The sequence below is a fragment of the Mycobacterium sp. NPDC049093 genome, from assembly GCF_040704635.1.
GTDB lineage: Bacteria > Actinomycetota > Actinomycetes > Mycobacteriales > Mycobacteriaceae > Mycobacterium.
The window spans coordinates 1-23,681 of record NZ_JBEZJS010000014.1; the positions used below are offsets into that span (position 1 = coordinate 1).

Below are 23,681 nucleotides of genomic sequence, written 5' to 3' on the forward strand. Positions count from 1 at the left end.
CGCCAACGCTGGTCTTGATCAGAATTCGGATTCCTTGCAGATCATCTTCCGGGAAGGCACGCCCGCCCGGGATCCACAGGTTCTGATCATTGCTCCCCGAGAGTCTACTATCTGAGTACTGACGAGAGTCAGTTCGACGCGATGATGACGTGGCGTGCTGAGCTTGAGCTGGCCTACCTCGATGAGGGGGACAAGCCGTATGTGCTGGGCGGGTATGCAGATTTTCTGATCATCCGGGTCGGGGAACATCCGATCGATGATCTGTTGGACTCGCTGTCGCAGGATACCGAGCACTTCGCCGAACTGTTCGACGGTGACGATGTCGCCGATGAGGTGCAGGAGCAGTTCGAGGACTCAGCGTTCAATCAGATCCTCATCATCACGCTGGTTGAGATTGCTGCACCGCTACGTGGACATGACCTGGGGGCGTGGTTGATTGCCGAGGTGATTGACCAGATGGCCAGCCCGCTGGGCACGCTGGTGCTGCTCTACCCGCATCCAGTCGGTGAGCAGGCCGAGGGTGCGGCCGAGGCCGCTAGCGTGAAGGCGCTGTCGCAGTATTGGCAGCGGGTCGGCCTGCAGCCAGTGGGGGACGGATTCTTAGGGCAGGTAACGGTCTATCGGTATCTCTCGGCCGCCCGGGCCGGCCTGACAGATGTTGAGGATGTGCGTATCACGGTGCCGGCGGAGCTGATTGACGAAACGCCCAGTGCGTATCTGCGGCATGAAGTGATCGATGGCGCGGGCCCGCAGCAGGGTTTGAGGTTGGGCCGGGATTGATTGTGTGGTGCGCGAGGGGACAAGGGATTTGACGGTTCCGCGTTGAGCTATTCGAGTATCGAATAGCCGTGCGGTGGAGTGACTTCCACGTCAAGGCGATACATGATTGACCCGTCGGCGTCCTCAAAGGACTGCCAGTTGACGGCTGTGACGGCTAGTTCTGGATGGTTGGCCAGGTAGAGCGCGGCGAGTGTGAACGGGCCGCTTTCACCTTCCTCGGAGTCCTCCTGTCCGAGGAAGGTGATGGCGGCCGCCAGGCGCGCTTGAATGACTTGCTGAGGCCCGTGTCTAGGTGTGATGTCCCACCACGTTGGTCACACGGTTGGTGCTGTCGAATCATCTTCGTGAGGGGGTCGATTGATGAGCTGCACCGACATGGCTCGCCCGCCAGCGACGGAATTCATCGCAAAAGCTGATGCTACGACCTAGGTTCGGTGCCGCGGCGGCGATCAATGCTCCGGCCGCGATGCGCCAACGCGGGATGTCTTCGTAGATTCGGATGCCCGCCTTCAGCGTCGTCCGTTCCCCGTCCTCGCGAATAGCCTCCGCGACGTCAAGCACTTCAGCTGTCGACCCGGGTGGCTGCGACGGTTTGTCGAGGTAGCGACTCGTGTGCGCCCAGTCTCGCCGTGCGCCAGACGCCAGCAGTGCCGCATGGTCTACGTCCAGTCCGTGCTCGACGAGTTTCGCTGTGGCCATCTCCTCAGCGAGGCGGCGCATTGAAATATCCGGGTACCGCTCGCTTTCTACGAAGGCCGAAGGGTAACCGGCCCGTCCGTAAGCCAATCGAATTTCGAGTACCCATCCATAGGAACCAGTCATTTGCCCATCCTCACTCTTTGTCACCAACCTCACGAGATGGGCACGTCTAGGCGTATTTCTCGGCGATTGTGCGGAGCTCGAAAAGGAGTTCGCGGGAAACGAACGCGGTCGCGGTCATGGCTTCGGTGCCGCTGGCCTGATTCGCGGTGGCCTGTCGGGTTGTTTCGATGTCGGCTCGGATGAGTTCGAGGGTGGCGCGATCGTCGGGGGTCAGATCGAATTGTGAGAGCGCGTCAAGTAGTCCTTGCACGAGCGTGATGGAGGATTCGGATTCCTGGTTGCCGTCGCTGTTCACGTGGCCATCTCCTGTGCGCGTCTCGCGGTGCATGTGTTGGGCGGGTTGGTTATTCGATGCGGGTGCGGATCATGCGGCACCAGGCGGCTTGGTTGAGTGCGAGCTTGGTGCCGAGTTGGGTGTAGGCCCATTCCCAGTCGTGTGCTGTCCATGCGTTCTCGCCGGTTGCTCGGTGGCGGCGCAGTAGTCGTGCTGCTCGGCGGCGGGTGATGCGCAGAGGGATCGACAGGATGATTCGGACTATCAGGTAGGTCAGCAGTAGGCCGCCCAGCCAGGCCGCGACTGCCCAGCCGGGCCATTGGTGCTGGTGGGCGATGGTCGCAAGGGTCATGGTGGATAGTCCGAGCATCATGATTTTCGCGGCTGCGCGGCGACTGAACAGCAGAAGGGGGATCGGGCCGACGAAGGTGACGAAACCCGCGGCGCCCACGTATCCCCAGAGGCCGGGTGCGATGGCGCCGGCCACGATCGACAACCCAGTCACCATCACATAGCCGATGGCGGCTAGGACCAGGAATGTGCTGATGGCTGTGCTGAGCTTGCTGGTCCAGGTCGGTCGGGCAGGTGCTGTCATAGGGTCATCATCTCTCGCAGGTCGGACATGTTGGACGGGATGTCGTCCGTGCAGGTCAGGAGATGTTCTCGATGGGCGAATGGCCTTGTGGGGCACGAGTGCCGGGCCAGAGGTCATGTAGGGCTTCGGGTAGTTCCTTTGTGAGCTCGCGTGCGACCCAGCGGTTGGCGGAGGGTGCACGCCAGATGCGCCACAGCGTGAATGCTGTGAATGCCGCGGCCGAGGCCAGGCCCACGAATGCGTACGCCGTCAGCCAGGTCGGCGGGAACATGTTGGCGCGATGGAGGCTGGTTCCCAGCCCGAACATCGCCAGGCCGACAATGATGCCGGGGACGGTACTTCGCCTCCAGAGGCGCCATTCGGCTCGGCGGCGCGCGGCCCGCAATGGTGGGAGTTGTGCTATTCGCAGCAGTTCGTCGATGTCGTCGTGCTTGGGTGCTGGTGGTGGACCGGCGAGGGCGTTTCCCACGTGCCATGCCAGTTGTGGGTTGGCTTGGAGTGCTTGGGCGTAGGCGGCCCGTACTGCGCGGCGCTGCGCTCTGATGATGGGCGGTTCGTCTGTGTTTTCGTCGGTCATGGGTGGGGTTCTCCTGCGGGGCGAATTGATCTGCCGGGGGGCGCTTTCGGTGTGGTCGCGGGCTATCTGTAGGTCAGGTTGGGGTGTACTCGACTGTGCTGACGGTCTTTCGTTGCCGTGCTAGGACGGCGCTGCGTGGTGCTCTGCACGGTCTTTCTTCTCGCTGTTATCCGTGATGCATCTGCTCGACTGCCTGGACAGCACTTTTGCTTCGAATCCCCTGGTCGCTCACAAGCATCTGCTCGACCGTTCGACCCGCTCGGAGACGACTAGTCACGACGACCTACCCCGGACGTAGTAGTCGCATCCGCACTCACACAACGAATGCTCCATAGAGACGACGCTGTACGTCGCCTCATCAAACTCGGTTACCGCGATGTGCTTGCCCACTACGCACGCGCAGTCTGGACATCGAGAAATGGGTACGTATTCCACAGCCACAGGGGCGGTCGCCATAGTGGAGTGGTGTTCGCCGCCGGTCGTCGAGGACATGTATCCGTCGATTTGTCTGGGCATTTCAGCCTTCCTCTCTCAACGAACTGCAGATAAGGCCGGGCTCGTCAGTGCAGGTCTGGGTCGAGGTAGGCGATCGCGAGGCGGTCTTCTTCGTGGTCGGCGGCGATCAGGGTGTGTTCTTCGCCGTCGTGCAGATAGGGGCGGTGCGGCACGGCGATGCTGCGTCGGGATATGTCGCGGCCGAGGACGGCGGCGGCCCACGCTTCGCCGCGGCGGTCGAGGACGCGTTGGCATTGTGCGATCGCGTGCGGGTCGACGAATGGGCCGTTGGCGGTGTGGCTTTCGCGGCGTAGTTCGATCAGCCACGGTTCGGGGATCTCGGTGATGTCTTCTGGCTTGGAATGCTTGCCCATTGTTGTATCTCCTTGGGGGTCAATCAGGTTCGTTCGGTGGTGTTGGCTCCGTACATGAGGATGTCGGTGGCAACGATCTGGTCGCCGTGCTGCTCGATGAGGCCGTTGCGGCGCAGTTCGCCGAGGTAGGTGGAGAACGTTCCGCCTGAGGCGGTGACGCCGGAGCCGTCGGCGAGCTGGGCCTTGGTGAGGCCTTCGGGGTGGGCGTCGATGACGGCTTGGAGCATTCGTGCGGCGCCGGCGCGCAGGATTTTCAGGTAGTGCTGCTGGAGTTGGTGGCCGGTCAGGGGTTCTGGGCGGGTGCCGAGGTAGTCCCAGCCGGCTGGGGTGAGGGTGAAGCCGGTGGGGTTTTCGTCGATGAGTCCGGCGCGGCGGATCTCGCCGAGGTAGGTCGACCAGGTGCCGCTGGTGTGTCGCATGTGTGCGACGGTGGCCCACTGGGCTTTGGTGAGTCGTAGTGGGGCCATGGTGGCCAGGGCGGTGATCATGCGGTGCGCGCCGGCGCGGAACCGTGCCGGGGTGGGCTCTGCTGGACCGCTGGGCGCCTGCGGAGGTGCGGGGGCTCGTGTTGGTGGGGCCGGCAGATCTGCGGGCGTTGCGGCGGGCCGAGCCGGGGCTGCGGCGATAGGCGGCGGTGATGGGCGGTCGGTGGCCAGGGTGTCGATCGAGGCCTCGATCAGGGTGAGCGCTGAACGCAGCGCATCCACGACGTCGGTGTGCGCCTGGACGCTGGCGAGTTCGTCGACCCGGGCGGCCAGGGTGTCGATCTGGTGATCGCGGTCGGCCAGCTGTTGGCCAAGGGTAGTCGCGTGTGTGTTGGCTTCGTCGGCGCGGCGGTTGGCTGCGGTCAATTCGGCGCGCAGGGACTGGATTTCGGCCTGCAGGCGGCGCGGATCGTTGTCTTGTGCGCGTTGGCGGGTGGCGGCGATCTCGGCGCCGAGCTTGGCCAGGTCGATTTCTGCGCGCTCGTTGGGGATGATCCTGCGTTGGCCGGGTTTGGGGGTGGCGTGGGAGTCGAAGGTGTTGAACAGCGGGAAGTCGACGCGTTCGAGGATATGTAGGAACGACGGGCTCCAGATCCAGCCGGTCCCGGTGGGCAGCGACGGCAGGGAGGCGATCACTGCACGGGCGGTGGTGTCGTCCTGGCTGGCGTTGACTGAGATCCAGTCCGCGACGGCCTTGATGGAGCGGGGGCCGGTCGTGCGCAGCAGGATGACGGTTTCCATCAAGTCCAAGACAGATTTCGCGGTTTCCTGGGCGCGTTGTGAGCAGATCGTCATGCCGATGCCGCGGTTGCGACCACGTTTGGCGAGGTCTTCCATCGCCCCGAGCAGTCGGGCGGTTTCAGCTGAGGCACGTTGGGGGACAAGGACGTCGGCCTCTTCGATCACGACGTGCAGCGGGTCGCGGTTGCGGTGGTAGAGCCGTTCGGCGAACGCTGTGGCGAAGATGCGGGCCTTGCTCTTGCTCATGTGTGACAGGTCGAGGACCGCGGGGATGCGGTCGTCGACGATGAGGTCGGCCAGCAGTTCGCCGGCGGTCGGCTCCAAGGGCAGGTCGCCGTGGTCGCCACCGAAAATGTAGAACGGTAGCCCGCTGCCGGTGCCGTCGGCGCTGGAGCGGATGCCCCACCAGTCGCCCTTGACGTCGACGACGACCACGGGCAGGCCGGCGGTGTACATCAGCTCGACGAGGCGGTGCGCGACGGCGGACTTGCCACCTCCACGATTTGCCAGAATTGCTAAAGTCGCGGTCACAATCTCCGGCGGTAGCCGTAGGCCGGGGGCCAGATCGATGTGGTCTGGCACCTCGTCGGTAGCTGGAAGTTGGCTCATATCAATAAGAGGCGGGTTCGAGTTCGGTCCAGTGCAGATCGCTTGGGCGGCGGACGGCGTGGGCGTTGGCGCCGTGCTCGCGGCGGGCCTCGGTTTTCGCGTCGTCGACGGTGCCGGTGGCGGGTACCCAGATAGTGGCGTCGAACGGCAAGCCGGCGCGGCGCACAAGCCAGGTCGTGACGGTGATTGGACTCATCGGCTACCAGATGTTCTTCACTTGAGATGCCCACTGAGCGTTGTTCTGCGCGACTTTGCCGCAGGCTTGGGCGGTTTCGCGGATCTTGTCAGGGGTGATCGTGCCCGCGGCTTTGAAATCTGCGTGCAGTCGGTGGAGTTGGGCGCGGACCTTCTGGCTCGGTTCCAGGCCACCGAGGTGTTCGAGGACCGTAAGGGTCTCGCGCAGAGCGGCAGCACCCTGATTTGTGTCGTTGGGGTTGTTGGTGAGTTCGTCTGCGACGGTGGCAAGTCGTCTGGCGGCCTGGTTGTAGGCCTCGGCGAGGTGGCTCATGCGGAGGCCTCCATGGTGGTTCGGGTGATCTGGATGTCGTACTTCACGCCGTCCTTGTAGTCGATGGCCAGGCCGCCGTCGTAGTGCTTGAGGATGTGTTCAGCGACGACCCGGATCGCCATGTCGGTGCAGTCCTCGTGGTGCAGTCGCGACAGGTAGTCCTCGATGCCGGGGGCCACCTCGCCGTCGTCGTCGACGATGTCTTCGCCGCCGAGGAACTCGGTGTTGGCCTGGTTGAGCAGACCGACGTTGATTCTCCCGGAGAACGGACCTTCCTGGATCCCGAAGTACCTGCGTTTCGTGCCCATGTCATCTCCCTGTGGTCGGTGGCGGTTGGTTGTCGATCGACCGGGTCATGCGGTGGCGGGGCGTTGCACGGTGGTGTGCTTGCAGTCGTGTGCCAGATGTCGCTGCCAGTCTGCGGTTGCTGCGGCATACGCGTCGTCGCGCTCACGCTGCAGGTACTCGTCGTATTCCTCGGGGTGTGCGCGCCGTAGCGCTTGGAGTGCGCGGTCCTCGACGCCTTTGAGTGCCCACTGGTGGATCGACGATCGGTTGGTGTAGCAGTAAGCGCACTGACGTCGTGGCCGGGAACGTGGCGCCGCAGCGGGGGCGGGTTGCGGCGTTGGTGGCGGGGAGTCGAGATCCACGACCGGCTGTCGCTGGTTGTCGCGTCTGGTCATGGTCTGGTGTCCGGGTCGGTGTGTTCGATGAGGTCGGGCCCCTGGTGGGCGGCGATGAACTGCTTGGCCTCTTCGACGTAGCGGGTGGCGTCAGCGACGTACTCTTCGGCGTCCGCTCGGGTTTGGGCGATCTCGGCGTCACACGCTTGGCGGGCTTCGGTGATCTGGGTGGCCGCGCGTTCATGGGCCGCGGCGATCGCGTCGTCGCACTCCTGGCGGGCCGCGGCGATTTGAGCGGTGGCGTGTTCCTGGGCGGCGGAGATCTCGCTGTCCGCGTTCTGACGGGCCTCGTCGATACGAGTGTCGGCGCGCGCCTGAGAGGCAGCTACCTCGGCCGCGGCGTCGGCGCGGATGCGGGCCACTTCGGCGTTGGCTCGCTCGAGTTCTGCCTGTGCCGCGGCGCGCTCCTCGACACGCTCGTCAGCGCGCTGCTCAGCACGGGCGTTGGCGGCTGCGGCCTCTTCTCGAGCGGCAGCGACCTCAGCGGCGGTATCGGCGCGCACCTGGGCGAGCTCGGCGCGCAATTCTTGGATCGAGGCTTCGACGGCGGCGCGGTCCTCGGTGCGTTCGGTGGCGCGCTGCTGGGCGCGGGCCTCGGCCGCGGCAGTCTGTTCACGGGCGGTGGCGAGTTCGGTGGCGGCGTCAGCGCGGGCTTGTTCGAGTTCGGCGCGCAGAGTCTCGATGGTGGTGTTGAGTCGCTGTCGTTCGGTGGCCCATTCGGTTTCGCGTTGGGCGGCAGCTTCTTTGGCTGCGCGGGCGCGTTGCGTGGCAGCGGTTCTGGTTTCGCGGGTCTGTTGGCGTGCCTGTTCGGCGGCGTGCTGATATTCGGTGGCGGCGGTCTGTGCGGTGGCAGCGGCGGTTTCGGCGTCGATCTTGTCCTGGGTGGCGGCGTGGGCCTGCTGTTGGGCAAGGGTGCGCAGGTGGTCAGCTTCGGCGATCTTCTGCCGCACGGTGGGGCGTGTGGTGCCGGGGCCGTGCTTGCGGCGGTGTGCGATGAGTTCGTCGACGGGTGTGGCCGCGGTGGTGACCAGTTCGTCGGGTGGGCGGATGCCGCTGTCCTGGGAGGCTTTGACTGCGGCGGCGGCTACGCGTTGGACTGTCGTGGCCCAGTCGTCGACCGATAGTTCGGCGATGTGTTCCTGTAGTCGGGTCACCGGTGTCGTCCTTCGCTCACGGGTGTGTTGGCGGCCGAGGGCGGTGTGTTTCGCCGCTGGTTCCATGTGCGGCGCAGTATGGCGAGGGTGATTGCAGTGAGGACAACAGCGCCCAATTGGCCAGGGATGCTGGGGATTGCCGCAATGGCGGACATGACGACAGCTGCTGCCGGGAGTCCAAAGAAAAAGACGGCAGGCCCGCTGATGAGAATCTGATCCATCACCCCGAGATTGCGCGCGTCCGCCCATTGCTGAATGACCGAGCCGATGATTACCGGTATGGACATCGCGACCAGGACGAGAGCGACGCCGGTTGCCGCAGTGAGGAGTGTGGGCCGCTGGGCGGCCAAATCCACCCCCTGAATGATGGCTCCTGAGAGGTGTTCGCACATCCAGCCGGTCACTGTGGCCGTCCTTGGCTCGCTGCGGCTTCGGGTTGGGTTGACGTGGCGGTCGGGCCGTCGTGCTTGCGGCGGGAAACGCGATCCTTCACTGTGCCCTGGGTCTGCGGGCTGACCTCGGGTGCGGGTTTGGCGTGAGCGCCGGCTGTGCCATCGGTCAGGGCCTCGGTTGCGGTAGCGACCTCGGTGAGTCGGCGGGTCTGCTGGGTAAGGACGAGGCCGAGCTGGTTGAGGGCGACGGCGGCGGCTCTTTCCAGTGTCTCGTCACCGAGTTCTTTGGCGTCGCGCACGATGCCTTTGAGCAGTTCTTCTGCCAGCTCGGGGCCCAGGCCCATGTTGGCGGTGGCCGGGTCGAGGGCGGCGGGTTCGGTGTCGGCGGTGGTGATCACCCAGGTGAGGCGTTGCCAGCACTGCTCGATCGCCGCGCTGCATTGGTCGTCGGCGCGGGAGTCTTGGTGGTGGCGGTCGCTTTGGGCGATTTCGCGGGTGTGCCGCTTGTCGCTGTGGCGGGCCGATATCAGGACGGCGGTCAGGATGATCAGCGCTGCGAGGAGAACGCAGGCGCCGGTGAAGCCGGCGGTGCTGACCCAGTCGCGCAGCGGCGGAAGAGTGTTGTCGGCCGCCAAAGTGGTTGTGTGCGGTGCCATGAACCGCACAGTAACCGAGGTTTCGGACACGACAGACGGTTGTTGTTGGGCAGCGGATCGGGCACGTTCGGTGGGGTGCGGTGATCCCTGGCGGCGACGTCGCCTGCGGTGTCGGTGGGCAAAACTATGCTGTTTGCCGAGCTGGGAGCAGCAGCTTCCGGCCGGGGTGGAATGGTGGGTGCGATGCACGTTGAGGTCACCGGGGCAGGGTTCCGGCAGGATCAGATGGCCGCGATCGAGGCGGGCCTGACGGCGATGGCAGAACCGGACGCCAGGATCGCGATCGTCGACGACTTCGTCGGCACCGTTCGGCAACTCACCGAGAACCCCGCCTACTCGGCCGGCAGGGGAGCAGGAGTCGTCGCGGCGAGGACGACCCACACACCTGCTGGCGACGTCATCGTGATCAATGCGCCCGAAGTCCGTGACCGCGACAACCTGCAGCTGGAAAGGCTCGCGGCGCACGAAGCCGGCCATGTGAAGATCGGCAAGCGCGGCGAGAACGTCACCGGGCGCCGACACCTCGTTGACTCCGATTGGCGCTGGTTGCTGCTGTGCCTGGGCGCCCTGGCGATCGACGAGTTCCGCATCGAGCGTGCACTCGCTGATCTCGGCTACCCGGTGGCGGTGACCGGCGATGTCGATTACATCGACGACGCGATGTTCTGGCTCAACTGCGAACTCATGACCGCCCTGGTCGACCCCGCCAGCGCGGATACGAGAAAATTTCACGATTCTGTTGTGGGAACGCAGGATTGGCTGACGAAGCACCTGGCCTATGTCGCCGCATACAACGACAGTTCGACGCCCGACTTGTCAAGGCTGTCGGAGCATTCGCGGACGAACTGGGACGACTACATTGCGGCGCACTGGGCCAAACGCGTGGAGTTATACGGGACCATCCCGGACGCCCGCACAGCTATCGATACCGCCACCCTCGATGGACTGTTGCTCAAGGGCCTCGACATCGAGGCCGATCTGCTCGGCTGCCTGGGGTTCCGGCTGTCGGCCGGCGGTCCCGGGTATGACTACGACTTCCGCCGCATCGCCAGCGATGCCCAATGCGACCGCCGCATGCAGCGGGCCCAGGAAGAGCTCGCTCTGCGGGAATCCGCCTAGCGGCCTCGCTGTGTGGGCGTGCCGACGCGCGCCGCTATTCGGGGACAATTCGGGCAATGCTGCGCAGATAGGGCTGCTCATCGGACGGCTGCGCGCTCCACGCCGAGCTGATGTTGCGGCGCCGGCAGAAGTCGTAGCAGTCCTCACCGAGCAGCCGGCGCGTCTTGTCCAAGTTGGTTCGGCGGGGATGGCGGCCGTTGCCGTTGTGGTCGATGAAGTGCTTGAAGTAGATCTTGTCGGCTTCCTCGACGTCGGGGTGGATGCGCACCAGCACGGCCGGGGACGCATCGTGTGCCTGGCCAACATGTTTGGGCGCCGCAGCGAGTGCCTCCTGCAGAAAATGGGACACCCTGAACCGGGTCGTTCCCGGGCGGATACCGAGCACATCCATCAGCCGATGAAAATCGGCGATCCAAGGATCCACCTTGAAACCCGGCTGCACGTCGAACACCGCGGCGAACGGCCTGGCTCCTTTGGCCACCAAGGCGAGTTGGAAGGGAGCGGTATCAGCGAGGAACACCACGACGAACCGCGCCTGGTTGTTGGGGTGGATGTATTCGAACTGCACGCGCAACCGGTCAGCGTGCCTCATCTGCTGGTACAGCGGCTTGAGCGCATGCAGCACGATCGGATGACGATCGGGGCTGGTCATACTGTCCATTGTGGGTGCAGCCACCGACACCCCCCGCACCCCAAAATTGGTGCCGCTGTCGTGACCGGATCCCGATTTTCATCGGCATATACCTGCGGGCATGAAACAGAAATCTGTCGACCAGGTCGTGATCATCGCTGCACTCACCGCCTTCACGGTGCTGGGGGTGTCCTGGCTTCACGCCGGCGGCGAGCCCGTCGGACTATTGAGCGTCGCCCGGGCCGTCCGGGCCGTCCTCTATCGGGTGGTCGGTATTGGCTCCCCGCCGGGTCTGCAAGGTGCCCAGATAGCGCGCCGCTGCCCAAGTCGACGTCGTAGCCCGGGAGGGCTGGTCTGCACCGGTAAACCGGTGTCGGCTTGTAGCGTTACCAGCCATGACAGCAATCGGCGAGCAGCGCGCCGCACTGCAGGACAGGCTCGTCAACGCCGCCGGCGCGACACGTAGCGAAGCGACCATTCAGTCCGACGTGCGCATGCTGCTGCTCGACCCGCACTTGGGTCTGGTCGAGGACAGTCTCGATGTCGAGCTGGAAACCCCTGTCGGTGACCGCAAGCGGATCGATGTCGAGGTTGGCTGCACCGTCATCGAGGTCAAGCGGTCACTGGCCACGTCGACGGCGATCGCGACGGCGACCGCCCAGCTGTGCGGGTATGTCCAGACGCGTGCCTCCGAGCTCGGTCAGCGTTATGTCGGCATCCTGACTGACGGGCGGCTGTGGATCGCCTACCACGAGGTGGACGGTGCGCTGGTCGAGGCGACCCGGATCAGTGCTGTTGGTGGCGAAGTGGGCGCGCTGGCTCTACTGGGGTGGCTTGAGGGTGTGCTGGCGACGCGGCGCGCTGTGGCGCCGACGCCCCTGGAGATCGCCGAGCAGCTCGGCGCGCAGAGTTCCGCGCATGCTCTGGACTATTCGACGTTGGCTGCGCTGTATGCGCATGGCCGGGATATGCCGACGGTGCAGCTCAAGCGGGAGTTGTGGGCCAAGTTGCTGCGCGGGGCGTTGGGTACCCAGTTCATCGACAGCGACGAGTTGTTCCTGGACCACACGTTGCTGGTGAATTCCGCGGAGATCATCGCGCACCTGGTCTTGGGGTTGCCGGCTGAGCAGTTGTCGTCAGCCACGTTGCTGTCGGGGGATCAGTTCGCGATGGCACGCATTTACGGCGTGGTCGATCGAGACTTCTTCGACTGGGTTCTGGAGGTTCCCGGCGGGGACGGGTACGTCGCGGCGCTGGCTCGGCAGCTGAGTCGTTTCGACTGGTCTGCGGTGGAGCACGATGTGCTCAAAGTGCTTTACGAGTCGGTCATTCCGACCGAGACGCGCAAAGCGTTGGGGGAGTATTACACCCCGGACTGGCTGGCCAACCGTGTCGTGTCGGAGGCCGTTGTCGATCCGTTGAATCAGCGTGTCGTCGACGTCAGCTGTGGCAGCGGCACGTTCGCGTTCTACGCGGTGAAGCGGTTCCTGGCCGCTGCCGACGCTGCCCGGCTCAGTGCGGCCGACGCACTGGCTCAGGTGTCGTCTCATGTGATCGGCATCGACCTGCACCCCGTCGCGGTCGCGTTGGCGCGTGTCACCTACCTGTTGGCGATCGGCCGCGAGCGACTCAGCGCACCGCGCGGAGGGCTGAGCGTCCCGATCTATCTCGGTGACTCGCTGGGGTGGGACCAGCGGGATGACCTGCTGACCGTGGACTACGTCGTGATTCCCACCGAGTCCGACGACAAGCTCTACACCGGTGAGCTGCGCTTCCCCGATCATCTGCTCAAGGACGCCAAGAACTTCGACGAGCTGGTCCAGGCGCTGATCGAGGAATCGGAACGCGCGGTCGGCAAGCCGACCAAGGGACTCAGTGCAGGGACGGTGCGGCGCCTGAACATCGCCGATGAGGATCTTCCGGTGCTGAATGCGAATTTCGCCCGTCTCAAGGAGCTGCACGAAGAGGGCCGCAATCACATCTGGGGTTACTACATCCGCAACGTCACCCGGCCGGCGTGGTTGTCGCGCGAAGCCAATCGCGCCGATGTGCTTGTCGGCAATCCCCCGTGGTTGTCGTACCGCTACATGACTGCGGCGATGCAGACGCGATTCAAAAGCCTTGCGGTGGAACGCGGTTTCTGGAGTGATGAATCCACAGCCACCCACCAGGATCTGGCCGGCATCTTCGTGGCCCGCGCCGTGGAGCGCTACCTCAAGACAGGCGGGACGCTGGCATTCGTGGTGCCCAACCCGGTTCTGGACCGAGAGTACTGGGCTGGGTTCCGGCGAGGAACGTTCGATGGCGCCAACGTTGCCTTCGACGTGAGCTGGGATCTGCGCCGTGTGCGGCCGCATTTGTTCCCACGCGGCTCGGGAGTGATCTTCGGGCGGCGCTCCTTGAAGGCTCGGGAGATGCCCCGTGGGGCGTTGATTTGGACTGGTCGAGCACCTCACCGCCACAGTTCGGTTGAGTCCACCGTTCTGCTGAGTCAACAGGTCGGCGAGCTTGTCATCCTCAGTGCCGAGGACGAAACGTCGCCGTATGCGAAGCGTTTCAGTCAGGGCGCTACCCTGGTGCCGCGCCTGGTATGGAGAGTGGAAGAGGTGTCTGCCGGAGGCCTCGGAGTCCCGTCCGGTATGAAGCGAGTGCAGTCAAAACGGTCTTCGACGGAAAAGAAGCCGTGGAAGGACTTGCCGGCGATTACCGGTGCCGTGGAATCTGAATTCGTTTGGCCCACACTGCTGGGTGAGCAAGTTGTTCCATTCCACGTCCGGCAACCGGAGTTGTTCGTGGTTCCCCTCACCCAGACGGGGCGTCTACTTAACGGTGGTGATGCGAAGATCGACGCGTATCCGGGCCTGGCGGCATGGACGCGGGCTGTGGAGCACACGTGGGAGTCGTATAAGCGCTCGAAAATGACCCTCTCGGAGCGCATCGACCATATGCGGGGACTCACCACTCAAGTCCCGGTTACTCAGACTCGAGTCGTCTATGCGAAGGCCGGCATGCACCTGGCGGCCGCGGTGGTCACTGACCACCGTCCCATCATCGACCACAAGCTGTACTGGGGAGCTGTCGGAAGTGAGTCCGAGGCGCACTATCTCGTCGGGATCCTCAACGCTCCAGTCACGACCGAGCTGGCTCAGCCATTGATGTCGTACGGCAAGGATGAACGCGATATCGACAAGTCTGTATGGAAGCTACCGATTCCCGCGTTCGACCCGGACAACGAGATTCACACCGAAATCGCTGCCCTCGCACGTCAGTTCGCTGAGGAGGTTGCCGCTCAAACGTTCACCACTGACAACTTCGTCACCATCCGTAGGGGCGTGCGGGCGTATATCGCCACCAGCGATCCTGGTCAGAAGCTCGATCGCCTGGTCGCCGACCTGCTGGGTTCACCCCGTGACGATGCCGACGTGAGCAGTGTGGACGGATCCGCGTCGGTTTCGGTGGGGGACCAGGTCCGTTTGATCCGGCTCACCGAGTCGCCGGCCCCGACCGCCGATGTTGAGATCGACTTCGACTGCGAGTACGACGCCAACGGCACCGTCTACCTGTGGGGTGCGCTGCTCAGCGTCGGCGGTGAATCGAGTTACCACAGGTTCGGAGACCCCTCGCCCGACGTTGACGAACGCGCCCTGGCCGAGCAGTTCCTGGCCTGGTGTCAACAACAACTGCAGGCTGCTAAGGCGAGCGGGACGACGATCAGGTTTTACCACTACGGGCAAGTGGACGCCCGCCAGCTGGACCGAATCCTCGGCGCCGCCGGCGCGCCCGTGCTGGCCGAGACGACCGACGTCCTGGCCGAGGTGATCCGACCGAACTTCTACGCCCCGCGCGGTTACAGCCTCAAGACCCTCGCCCCGGCGGCGGGCGCACTGTGGCGTACAGCTGACGCCGACGGCGCCGCTGCGATGCTGTGGATCGACACCGCCCGCACCGGCGGAGACACCTGGGACACGCTGGTCGAGTACAACGAGGACGACGTGCAGGCCCTATACCTGTTGAGGCACGTGATCGCGGCCGCCGGCGAAGCAGGCAGCGCCCTCACGATCGCGGCAACGCCTAGCTGACCTCCACCCCTCCATTGGGGAGGAGGTGTGACAGTGCGACAACGGGTTTGGTGTCGGTGTCGGCACGGTCGAGCGCCAGGGCCTCTGGCCGCGCCCGCCGCTGGCAGGCTGGCAGCGCGGCAGTCGTGAAGTGTGCATGTGGTGCACAACACGGAGTTCCCCGCCATACGCGCAGGCTGTGCCACAGATACAAGGAAGCCTCCCCAACCAGGTTGGGGAGGCCTCTTCACGAGCAGTCGCGACTGCATCCGACATCCACTGTAGCCGCTGTAGCCGACGGTGCCGCTGCGATGGCATCCGCGCATACCGGCCTGGCCGAGTTCCGAGCCAGGCTGGCCTTGCCTTGCTTGCCTGCCTGGGGCTCTAGCAGGTGAGGTCGTCGGGGAGGGCGAGTTGGAGGTAGCCGCTATCGCGTTCGTCGGCGGCGGTCAGCAGGCCCGCGCCGGCGGGCAGGTTGCGGTCGTAGTCTTGGGTTCCGATCAGGTGATCGGTGGGCGCGCCGAGCGTGATGACGTTGGATTTGCCTGGAACGGGCTCACCCAACCAGGAGAGCAGCGCGAGCTCGTTCTTTCGTGCAGCCTTGCTGTCAGGGTGCGGGTGAGTGGCGATGACACGTAGTCCGATGTCGTGGCGCTGCAGCAGACGCTGCAAGCGGCCGAGGGTGTCGTGGATATCGACCATGGTGGACTTTTCCGCGAATGGGTGGGCGCCGGCGTTCTCGATGTTGATGTTGCCGTAAGGAATGGTGTGCAGATCGTCGATGAGCAGGTAGACGATTGGGCGGTGGTCGCCGCTGGTTCCACCGTCGGTGGAGGGCTTGTTGCGCTCGACTATCAGCGTTTCCAATGCCAGGATCCGCTTGGCCATGCCGATGGGATGGGTTTCGTAGTAGTCCTCATCCTCGATGAGATTGGCCGTTTCGTCCTGGAGGCCGCGGTTCATGTCGAAGACCACCAGGATGGCTTCTGCAGCCGGATTGTGGAAGTCAAGTCTGCGCTTGGCGATTGCCCGGATGAGGTGGCGCAGGGCGGTGGTCTTGCCAGTGCCGTCGCCGCAGATGGTCAGCACGGGATGTTGGGCGAAGTCGATGACCGCGTCGGTGGGCGTAGCGCCTCCGCGCCGGCCCAAGGCGAATTGTTCGCCGGCCAGGCCTATCCCGATGTCGGAGGCGTGTACCGCACCCGGCAGGGCCCATTCGTGGTGCTTGGCAGTGACGAGCAGGTTCTGGCCGTAGGTGGTCAGGCGGATTCCTGCGAGGGCGTCGGCGCGGATATTTGGTTTGGTCGCATCAAGCGGAATGAGTTCCTGCATCGCGTGGCGTAGGTCGGCGGGAAGCTCGGGGCCGTCCTCGCGTTGCTGGGCAGCGGGTTCGTTGGCGAGATACTGGTGCCACATCCGCCACAGGTTGTCGTGACGTACGAACGTGTCCGACGGTTGAACCACTTTGGTGACGAAGTCTTTCCAACCAGGCCCAGGCTTGTCCCGGCCGGCGGTGTTGCCCTGAATGATCCGTACGGTCTTGAGCCAATCTTCGACGTCGACCGGTCGGTACCGGATCTGAGCGCCAACCTTGATGTAGTCGGGGCCTTCGCCGCCAGTTCGCCAGGTGTCCACGGTGCGGGAGCTGACACCCAAGATCTCGGCGAGCTCGTCGGCGTTGATAAGTCGTTCCATGGGGCCATAGTGGTGTGCGAAGCCGGCACGGTCAAGGGGAGAACTGTATTTATCGCGTCTAATCGCGTAGGAAACCGTATCTATCGCGTAAGTCGCGTTTTGCGACGGCAGACTCGTTGAAAATGGTGGCGCCGCGGTGACCGGAACGGCATCTTCACCGGCATATACCTCAGGGCATGAGACAGAAAAATCCCAACCTCGCGGTGATCGTCGCCGCTCTCGTCGCGTTCACGATCCTTGGAGGCTGCTGGCTTCACGCAGGTGGCAGTCCGTCCGATCTGTCCGGTATCGGCGGTGCGGTCGCCTCAGTGACCTGGCTGCTGATCAGTGGGCGGCAGCCAGGGGATCGCGGGCAGCCATGAACACGTGGCCGGCCAGACCGGGCACTCAGTCAGCAGCCCCAGGCCGCCAAAATAGGAGCGTACTGGGGCTGTCAAGTATCACCCCACCCGGCGCGAGGTGGGGTGATACTGATTTGTCTTGGCGGTAGAGCCTTTTCGTCGTCGTCGTCGTCGTCGTCGTCGGCGTTGTTCGGGCCGTTGTTGTCGGTGTCGAGCGGTAGTGTCGTGGGTGAGCAAGCCGCCGGGGCGGGCTCGGTTTCCTGGAAGGGGAGTGTCATGTCGGGACGTTTCGATTCGGATGAGTGCTTGGATGGTCCGGCCGGCTGCGTGGGTGAGGTTGATAAGTACCTGGCGCTGAGTGGCAGTGGTGAGCGGTATCCGCGCTGCGAAGGGCATCAAGCTGCGTATGTGGAGCGTATGCAGCCGCAGATCGACGCGATCAACCGGCGGTACCCGGCGATGGCGCCGCCGGATTTCGATCCGACGTACTGCGGTGAAGTGTGGTCTGAAGAGGACTACTAAGCGCGGGTATCCGCACGGGGCGCCGGCCTGAAAGTGGCCGGCGCCCCGTGTTGCATTGACTCACCACCACCCCACCCGGCACAGGGTGGGGTGGTGGTGAGTAGCGGTGTTGTACGGCAACGGGTTTGGGTGTGCGTGGCGCGAGTGCTGCGGCCCGGGTTTGTCGGTGTCTCTCGATAGTATGGGCGTTGTAGGGCAGGCCAGTGGGGCAGGCCCGACGAATCCCGGAAGGGGAGTGTCATGGACAAGATTCGTGTGCTGGGCGGCATCGTTCGCAATATCGTTGGGGTATTGGGATTTGCGCCGGTGGAATCACTGGTTTTGGTGCTGGTGCGCGACGGTGCGCTGGATACCGTGATGCGCGTGGACCTGCGCGATGCGACAGGTGCCGGTGGCGCGGCCCGGCTGGCTGAACTTGTGGCCCACCAGGATGCCGATGGCGCGGTGGCGGTCATCGTGTCCGAGGAAGCGGCAATGTGTCCACCGTGTGGTGAGCACTTGCGCGCCTTGATCGGCGATGTGGCGTCGGAGTTGCAAAAGCGGGGATTCCCGTTGCTCGATGCGGTGATTGTTGACCGAATCGCGGCGGGTGGTCGCTGGTCGTGCCTCGATGGCAGCGCAATCGGGGGCGTGGTCGATGACCCGTCGTCGTCGGTGGTGGCGGCTGCTGCGGTGGCCGACGGGCGGCGCATGTTCGCCAGCCGTGACGAGTTGGTGCAGTTCCTGGCCGTCGACGCCGAGCGTGTGGCCGCTGTGGCGCCGCTGGTCGGGGAGGGTGGCCCGGTCGATGACGTCGCGGTGTCGGTGCGCGCTGCTGTGGGTGTCATGCGTCGGATGGCAGGCGGGGAGGCGGTGCCCGATGCGGCGCTGGCCGAGGTCGGGACGTCGCTGGCCGACGTGCGGGTGCGCGATGCGCTGATGCACGTGGGCGACGCGGAGGCGACGGCATCGGCCGAATCGTTGTGGACGGTGCTGGCGCGAGCGTTGCCCGCCCCGTTGCGCGCCGAAGCGCTTACGCTGCTGGGCTTCTCGTGCTACCGGAGGGGCGAGGGGGTGCTGGCCGGTGCCGCTTTGGGTGCGGCGCTGGCAGACACTCCCGGGCATCGTCTGGCCGGGATGCTCGATACCGCGTTGCAGAGCGGTATGCGTCCGGAGGAGTTGAGCGTGTTGATCGCGGGGATTCCTCCGGCGGTCACCGTGTAACAGAAACGTGGTGGTGTGGGCGGGCCTGCTCGGTCCCCGTCCACACCACCACCCCACCCGGCACAGGGTGGGGTGGTGGTGTTCTAAACCCACTGTGCCCGAACCTGGTTCGGGTGCTGTCGACGGTTTTTGTCGGTGGGTGGTCGTAGGTTGTTGTGCAGTGGGCAAGCCAGTCAGGCGGGCCCCTGAATCCCGTGAAGGGGACTGGGTATGTCGACGTCAAAAATTGGTCAGCGGGGCCGTGGGGCGGGTCGAGGCGCGGCGCTGGCGCGAAGGGCGATCGCCGCGGTGCGCACGGTCGCAGAGCTGAATACCAGTGCGGCAGATGAACAACAGCGGGCAATCCTGGAAGCGTTCCCGGGGTGGGGAGCGGTGTCGGCGCTGTTCGACGCGCAGCCGGCCGGCATGTGGGCGGAGTTGGCCGATGAGCTGGACGACGCGGCCGGTGAGGCGATGGCGAAAGCGGCGCGCGTGGTTGACACCTCGTTTTTCACTCCGGCCGATCTGGTCGGGCACATGTGGGGGGTGTTGCGGGCTGCCGGTTTCACCGGCGGGTCGGTGCTCGACTTGGGGTGCGGATCCGGACGGTTTCTCACCCACGCGCCCGGGGATCTGCCCGTGGTGTTGACCGGGGTGGAGGCGGATCCGATCTCGGCGCAGATCGCCCGCACCCTGCATCCGAGCGCGAACATCATCACGGGCGAGTTGCAGACAGTGTCACTGCCGCACAAGCGGTTTGATGCCGCCGTGGGTAACGTGCCGTTCTCGGCGGCGCGTGTGCACGATGGCGCGATCGGCTTCTATGGGCCGCTGCATGAGTACTTCGTGGCGCGGGCGGTGAGTGCGGTACGTCCGGGCGGCTACGTGGTCGTGGTGACCTCGCGGCATGAGCTTGACGCGGTGCACGGGCTTTCGCCCGACATCGGGCGGCATGCCGATCTGATCGCGGCGGTGCGGTTGCCGTCGGGGTACTTCCGGGAGTCGGGCACTGACGTGGTCGCTGACGTGCTGATTCTGCGGGTGCGTGACGGTGATGACGACGTGCACGGGTGGCACCCCGCAGACAGGGAAGAGCGCACGTTGCTCACGGGCGAGGTGGGCCAGCGTTGGGTGCGTGAGTGGGTGAGTGCTTTCTGGGAGCTGCATCCGGAGATGGTGGCCGGCACGATGCGGTTGACCGGATTCGAGCGCCTGCCCGTGGCTGTCGACGCCGACGACCCGGCCGCGGCGGTCGCGGCGGCGTTTGCTGCGGTGGAGCCGCTGCTGGTGCCTTACACCGCCGGCGACGCCGGTGTGGCGGATCTGTCTGATATTCGGCTGACCGATGACCAGGGCCGCAAAGAGGGATCGCTACACGTCGTCGACGGCCAGGTGGTCCGCGTCGTAGAGGGCGAGTTGTCGGTGGTGGCCCGGCCCAGCGCCGAGCTGCGCGCACTGATCGGGTTGCGCGACGCGGCGGTGGCATTGGTGGACGCCGAATCCGACTGGGACCGTCCCGACGCCTCGGTGCAACCCTTGCGGGTCGCGTGCCGTGAGGCCTATGAGGCGTACGTGGCCCGCTACGGGGCGCTCAACCGGGGCACTGTCACTGAAGGCAAGCCGGATCCAGACACGGGGATGCCGCGGCTGGGGTGGCGCGCCCCGGCTCTCGGGGGCTTCCGTCAAGATCCGGACGCGTCGGTCGTGTTCGCGTTGGAACTGTTTGATCAAGCTGGCGGGGAGGCCCGCCCGGCGCCGATCCTGACGCGGCGGGTCAACAAGCGGCCCGAACCTGCCACGAGTGCCGGCAGCGCCGGTGAGGCCCTGTCGATCTGCCTGGGTGAGGGCCGCGGCCTGGACCTCGACCGCATCGGCGGACTGCTCGGCCTGACCGATCAGGAAGAGGTGTTCGCCGAGCTCGGCGACCTGGTCTACCGCGAGCCCTGCGACGGGCGGGCACTGATCGCCCGCGACTACCTGTGCGGGGATGTGCGGGCCAAACTGCGCGAGGCGCTGGCCGCCGCGGCGATCGATCCCCGCTATGAGCGCAACGTGGCCGCGTTGGAAGCGGTACAGCCGCCCTGGCTGGGCCGTGACGAGATCCGGATCGAATTGGGATCGCCCTGGGTTACCGCCGGCGACATCGTTGATTTCTGCGGTGAGGTGTTCGGGGCCCGGGCGCGGGTGGAACATCTTGCGCCGCTGGCGGCGTGGGAGATCACCGGGCGTGGGCAGTTGTCACCGGAGGCGCGGATCTCCTACTGCAGCCCCCGATTGGACGCGTTCGACCTTTTGCAGGTCGGGCTCAACGGGGCCGCCCCGGTGGTGTGGGACGAGATCTATGACCAGCAATCGCATACCAAGCGCAAGGTCCGCAACGCCGATGCCACCGAGGCCGCCGAACAGAAGCTCGCCGAGATCCAAGGGCGGTTCTCACTGTGGGTGTGGGAGAACGCTGATCGGGAACGGCGGATCGTCGATCAGTACAACCACACCATGAATGCGCACGTGTTGCGCAAGCACGACGGGTCGCACCTGACGTTTCCCGGTTTGGCTGAGGGGATCGATCTGTGGCCGTGGCAACGCGACTTCGTCGACCGTGGCGTCTCCACCCCGGCAGTGTTCAATGCACATGAGGTCGGATTAGGTAAAACGTTGTGCGCCATAGTATTAGCGATGACACTACGTCAGTTCGGGTTGGTCAATCGGGTTGGCTATATCGTCCCATTACATCTCATAGAGCAGGCAACGCGTCAGTGCTACCAGGCGTGGCCGTCGGGCCGGTTTCTGATCGTGACCCGCGAGGATCTGCACGGCGATGCGCGGCGGCGGTTCGTGGCCCGCTGCGCCACGGGGGACTGGGATCTCGTGATCATGACGAGCGAGACGTTTACCTCGCTGCCGGTGCCGGCCAATGTGGAGCGGGCCTGGCTGGAGGACCAGCTCGGCGAGCTGGAGAACTTCGCGCGGACTGAGGGCTATACCGGGAAGCGGATCGCCTCGGCGGTGCGATCGTTGGAGGGCAGGCTCAAGCGGCTACGGTCATCGACCAACGACCCGAAGGCCATCACGTTCAAGAGTCTGGGGCTGGACTATCTGATCGTCGACGAAGCGGACAGATTTCGCCGGATGCCGATAGTCACCCGCGCCGACGGGTTCAGCCTCGGATCCTCGCAACGCGCGCTGGATCTGTATCTGAAACTGTCGATGTTGCGTCGGGCCAATCCTGATCGGCCGCATGCGTGCCTGATGACGGGAACACCGTTCACCAACACGCTCGCCGAGGCCTTCGTTTGGACCAGCATGCTCGCCCCAGAGCAGTTGGCGCGCACCGGGTTAAGTCACTTCGACGCCTGGGCGGCGCAGTTCGTGCGATACAAGGTGCTCATCGAGACCAGCCCGGACGGGTCGGGCTTCCGGTCGCGCCGGCGGCCGGGCACGATCCAAAACGTGCCCGAATTGAGGACAATGTTGTCGGGCTTCATGTCGATGGTGCGCGCTGAGAGTGTCGGGATACCGCGACCAGAGGTGAGCAACTACACGCATCTGACTGACCGGACATTGGGCCAGCAGGAGTTCATGGACACGTTGGTGGAGCGTGTTGATGCCTTGCAGAAGCGTCTGCCGTCGGCCAATGCGGACAACATGCTGTTGGTCTGCGGGGACGGACGCAAAGTCGCCCTGGACCCCAACCTGGTCGGAATTCGCGAGACCGCACCCAAGCTGGAAGGGGTGGCGGCCCTGGTCGCCGACATCTACCACGACACCCGGGATCTGGTGTATGACGGCTCGGAGGTGCCTGGGGCGTTCCAACTGGTCATGTGCGATCTCGGCACGCCGCACAAGGGCGACGCCCAGAGCTACGGGCGGATCCGCGACGGGCTGATCGCGCGCGGAGTGCCGGCCGATCAAGTCCGGTTCGTCCACGAGGCGACGACGCCGAAGGCGCGCGAGTCGTTGTTCGCCGCGTGCCGAGACGGCCGGGTCGCGGTCCTTCTAGGTTCTACGGCCAAGGTCGGAATTGGCACCAATCTCCAAAACCGGCTCCATTCCTTGCATCACGCCGACCCGACTTGGACGGCGGCCGCGTGGCTGCAACGCAACGGCAGGATTCAGCGCAACGGCAACCAACACGATGTCGTGGGGATCCATTCGCATGTGGCGCGAAAAACGTTCGACGCGTTCATGTTTGGCACTGTGGAAAGGAAAGCCGCGGGATTTTCCCAGCTGTACCGCATGGACGGGCAGGCTCGCGAGATCGAGGACATCGGGGACGACGCCTTGACGTTCGGGGAGCTCAAGGCTGCGGCTGCCGGCAACGATCTGCTGCTGCGGCAGCACGAGTTGGAGCGTCGCGTACGCCAGCTGCGGTTGAGTCACGTCACGGTTCAGCAGAACGTTCGCACGCTGCTGCATCAGGCCTCAGTGGCGGACAAGGCCGCGGCCGCGGCGACGGAGCGGTTGGGGCAGTTGGAGGCCTTCGCCGCACAGCGGGAGACCATGGGCGACGTCGACTTGGCACGGGTCGCCGCCGACGCCTGCACGGTCCGTGACCCGAACCGGTACCACTCGGGGTACCGGGCCGCGTGGAATGGCTATCGGGTATCGATTCGCACGGTCGACACCGACCCGGGCCAGCAGTTAGAGCTGAGATTCGATCACCGCACCTTGTGGTCAGAGCCGCTGCCGGGCAAGGTCCGCCGGCGTGGGCCTGAGGCAGTCCAAGCCTGGGCGGAGGCGATGGTGGCAGCGTGGGTGGCCGGCGTCGACCGCGAGATCGCCCAGACGCGCGGACGTGTGACCGAATCCGAGCGTCGGGCGCACGAGGCCCGGGAGGCAGCCAGTGCCACCGACGTCAGGGAGCCGGCCGAGCTGATCACCGCGCGGGCCGAACTGGCACAGGTCAACAAGGCGATAGATGCCGCGCTTAACGAGGAGGATCCGCCGGCCGCGGCGTAGAAGGGATCGGCACCCGGCGGCCCCGTGGG

Annotated in this window: 23 protein-coding genes; 7 read left to right on the forward strand and 16 right to left on the reverse strand. The window is 65.0% G+C overall.

The window, feature by feature from the left end:
- Positions 1–201 precede the first annotated feature (201 nt).
- Positions 202–780, forward strand: a complete 579-nt coding sequence (locus AB0876_RS33395) for a hypothetical protein (protein WP_526044174.1) — start codon at positions 202–204, stop codon at positions 778–780.
- 336 nt (positions 781–1,116) lie between these two features.
- Here AB0876_RS33395 and AB0876_RS33400 read toward each other — a convergent pair whose 3' ends face one another.
- The 13 genes from AB0876_RS33400 to AB0876_RS33460 all read right to left on the reverse strand — a co-directional run bounded on the left by AB0876_RS33400 (position 1,117) and on the right by AB0876_RS33460 (position 9,145).
- A complete protein-coding gene (locus AB0876_RS33400; protein WP_526044175.1) occupies positions 1,117–1,602 on the reverse strand; it encodes a hypothetical protein in 486 nt (161 codons plus the stop codon).
- A 46-nt stretch (positions 1,603–1,648) separates the two neighbouring features.
- Positions 1,649–1,897, reverse strand: coding sequence for a hypothetical protein (locus AB0876_RS33405; protein ID WP_526044176.1), 249 nt, complete (start codon positions 1,895–1,897; stop codon positions 1,649–1,651).
- A gap of 49 nt (positions 1,898–1,946) precedes the next feature.
- Entirely contained in the window at positions 1,947–2,471 is a 525-nt protein-coding gene (locus AB0876_RS33410; protein WP_526044177.1) for a hypothetical protein, read from the reverse strand.
- Positions 2,472–2,526: 55 nt separating this feature from the next.
- On the reverse strand, positions 2,527–3,048 hold the full coding sequence (locus AB0876_RS33415) for a hypothetical protein (RefSeq protein WP_526044178.1): 522 nt from the start codon (positions 3,046–3,048) through the stop codon (positions 2,527–2,529).
- 560 nt (positions 3,049–3,608) lie between these two features.
- The gene (locus AB0876_RS33420; protein ID WP_526044179.1) at positions 3,609–3,917 is read right to left on the reverse strand and encodes a hypothetical protein; all 309 of its coding nucleotides are present in this window, start codon (positions 3,915–3,917) and stop codon (positions 3,609–3,611) included.
- A gap of 23 nt (positions 3,918–3,940) precedes the next feature.
- Entirely contained in the window at positions 3,941–5,752 is a 1,812-nt protein-coding gene (locus tag AB0876_RS33425; protein ID WP_526044180.1) for a helicase HerA domain-containing protein, read from the reverse strand.
- A gap of 1 nt (position 5,753) precedes the next feature.
- Complete coding sequence (locus tag AB0876_RS33430; protein WP_526044181.1) at positions 5,754–5,948, reverse strand: hypothetical protein; 195 nt, start codon at positions 5,946–5,948, stop codon at positions 5,754–5,756.
- A gap of 3 nt (positions 5,949–5,951) precedes the next feature.
- On the reverse strand, positions 5,952–6,260 hold the full coding sequence (locus AB0876_RS33435; RefSeq protein WP_526044182.1) for a hypothetical protein: 309 nt from the start codon (positions 6,258–6,260) through the stop codon (positions 5,952–5,954).
- Positions 6,257–6,568, reverse strand: coding sequence for a hypothetical protein (locus tag AB0876_RS33440; RefSeq protein WP_526044183.1), 312 nt, complete (start codon positions 6,566–6,568; stop codon positions 6,257–6,259). Before AB0876_RS33440 ends, AB0876_RS33435 begins: the two co-directional genes overlap by 4 nt.
- Positions 6,569–6,613: 45 nt before the next feature.
- On the reverse strand, positions 6,614–6,943 hold the full coding sequence (locus AB0876_RS33445) for a hypothetical protein (protein WP_526044184.1): 330 nt from the start codon (positions 6,941–6,943) through the stop codon (positions 6,614–6,616).
- Positions 6,940–8,097 (reverse strand): hypothetical protein, encoded by a 1,158-nt coding sequence (locus AB0876_RS33450; protein WP_526044185.1) that lies wholly within the window; start codon positions 8,095–8,097, stop codon positions 6,940–6,942. The genes AB0876_RS33445 and AB0876_RS33450 overlap by 4 nt, the downstream gene beginning before the upstream one ends.
- Entirely contained in the window at positions 8,094–8,501 is a 408-nt protein-coding gene (locus AB0876_RS33455; protein WP_526044186.1) for a hypothetical protein, read from the reverse strand. Before AB0876_RS33455 ends, AB0876_RS33450 begins: the two co-directional genes overlap by 4 nt.
- On the reverse strand, positions 8,498–9,145 hold the full coding sequence (locus tag AB0876_RS33460; RefSeq protein WP_526044187.1) for a hypothetical protein: 648 nt from the start codon (positions 9,143–9,145) through the stop codon (positions 8,498–8,500). Before AB0876_RS33460 ends, AB0876_RS33455 begins: the two co-directional genes overlap by 4 nt.
- Before the next feature lie 183 nt (positions 9,146–9,328).
- On the opposite strand from AB0876_RS33460, the gene AB0876_RS33465 reads away from it, so the two are divergent.
- Positions 9,329–10,264, forward strand: a complete 936-nt coding sequence (locus AB0876_RS33465; protein WP_526044188.1) for a hypothetical protein — start codon at positions 9,329–9,331, stop codon at positions 10,262–10,264.
- Between the two features lie 34 nt (positions 10,265–10,298).
- Here the strand turns inward: AB0876_RS33465 and AB0876_RS33470 are convergent, their stop codons facing one another.
- Positions 10,299–10,916, reverse strand: a complete 618-nt coding sequence (locus AB0876_RS33470) for a DUF6037 family protein (protein ID WP_526044189.1) — start codon at positions 10,914–10,916, stop codon at positions 10,299–10,301.
- A 374-nt stretch (positions 10,917–11,290) separates the two neighbouring features.
- On the opposite strand from AB0876_RS33470, the gene AB0876_RS33475 reads away from it, so the two are divergent.
- Positions 11,291–14,974: a ribonuclease H-like domain-containing protein gene (locus tag AB0876_RS33475; RefSeq protein WP_526044190.1), complete on the forward strand. Its 3,684-nt coding sequence runs from the start codon at positions 11,291–11,293 to the stop codon at positions 14,972–14,974.
- Positions 14,975–15,337: 363 nt separating this feature from the next.
- On the opposite strand, the gene AB0876_RS33480 is transcribed toward AB0876_RS33475, so the two are convergent.
- Positions 15,338–16,648: a helix-turn-helix transcriptional regulator gene (locus AB0876_RS33480; protein WP_526044191.1), complete on the reverse strand. Its 1,311-nt coding sequence runs from the start codon at positions 16,646–16,648 to the stop codon at positions 15,338–15,340.
- A gap of 176 nt (positions 16,649–16,824) precedes the next feature.
- Between AB0876_RS33480 and AB0876_RS33485 the strand changes: the two genes are divergently transcribed.
- Positions 16,825–17,010, forward strand: a complete 186-nt coding sequence (locus AB0876_RS33485) for a hypothetical protein (protein WP_526044192.1) — start codon at positions 16,825–16,827, stop codon at positions 17,008–17,010.
- Between the two features lie 71 nt (positions 17,011–17,081).
- Here AB0876_RS33485 and AB0876_RS33490 read toward each other — a convergent pair whose 3' ends face one another.
- Positions 17,082–17,267 (reverse strand): hypothetical protein, encoded by a 186-nt coding sequence (locus AB0876_RS33490; RefSeq protein ID WP_526044193.1) that lies wholly within the window; start codon positions 17,265–17,267, stop codon positions 17,082–17,084.
- On the opposite strand from AB0876_RS33490, the gene AB0876_RS33495 reads away from it, so the two are divergent.
- The 3 genes from AB0876_RS33495 to AB0876_RS33505 all read left to right on the forward strand — a co-directional run bounded on the left by AB0876_RS33495 (position 17,266) and on the right by AB0876_RS33505 (position 23,652).
- Positions 17,266–17,511, forward strand: a complete 246-nt coding sequence (locus AB0876_RS33495; RefSeq protein ID WP_526044194.1) for a hypothetical protein — start codon at positions 17,266–17,268, stop codon at positions 17,509–17,511. The genes AB0876_RS33490 and AB0876_RS33495 overlap by 2 nt on opposite strands.
- 240 nt (positions 17,512–17,751) lie before the next feature.
- A complete protein-coding gene (locus AB0876_RS33500) occupies positions 17,752–18,714 on the forward strand; it encodes a DUF4192 family protein (protein ID WP_526044195.1) in 963 nt (320 codons plus the stop codon).
- Positions 18,715–18,924: 210 nt separating this feature from the next.
- Positions 18,925–23,652, forward strand: a complete 4,728-nt coding sequence (locus AB0876_RS33505) for a helicase-like domain-containing protein (protein WP_526044196.1) — start codon at positions 18,925–18,927, stop codon at positions 23,650–23,652.
- The last annotated feature ends 29 nt before the right edge of the window (positions 23,653–23,681 follow it).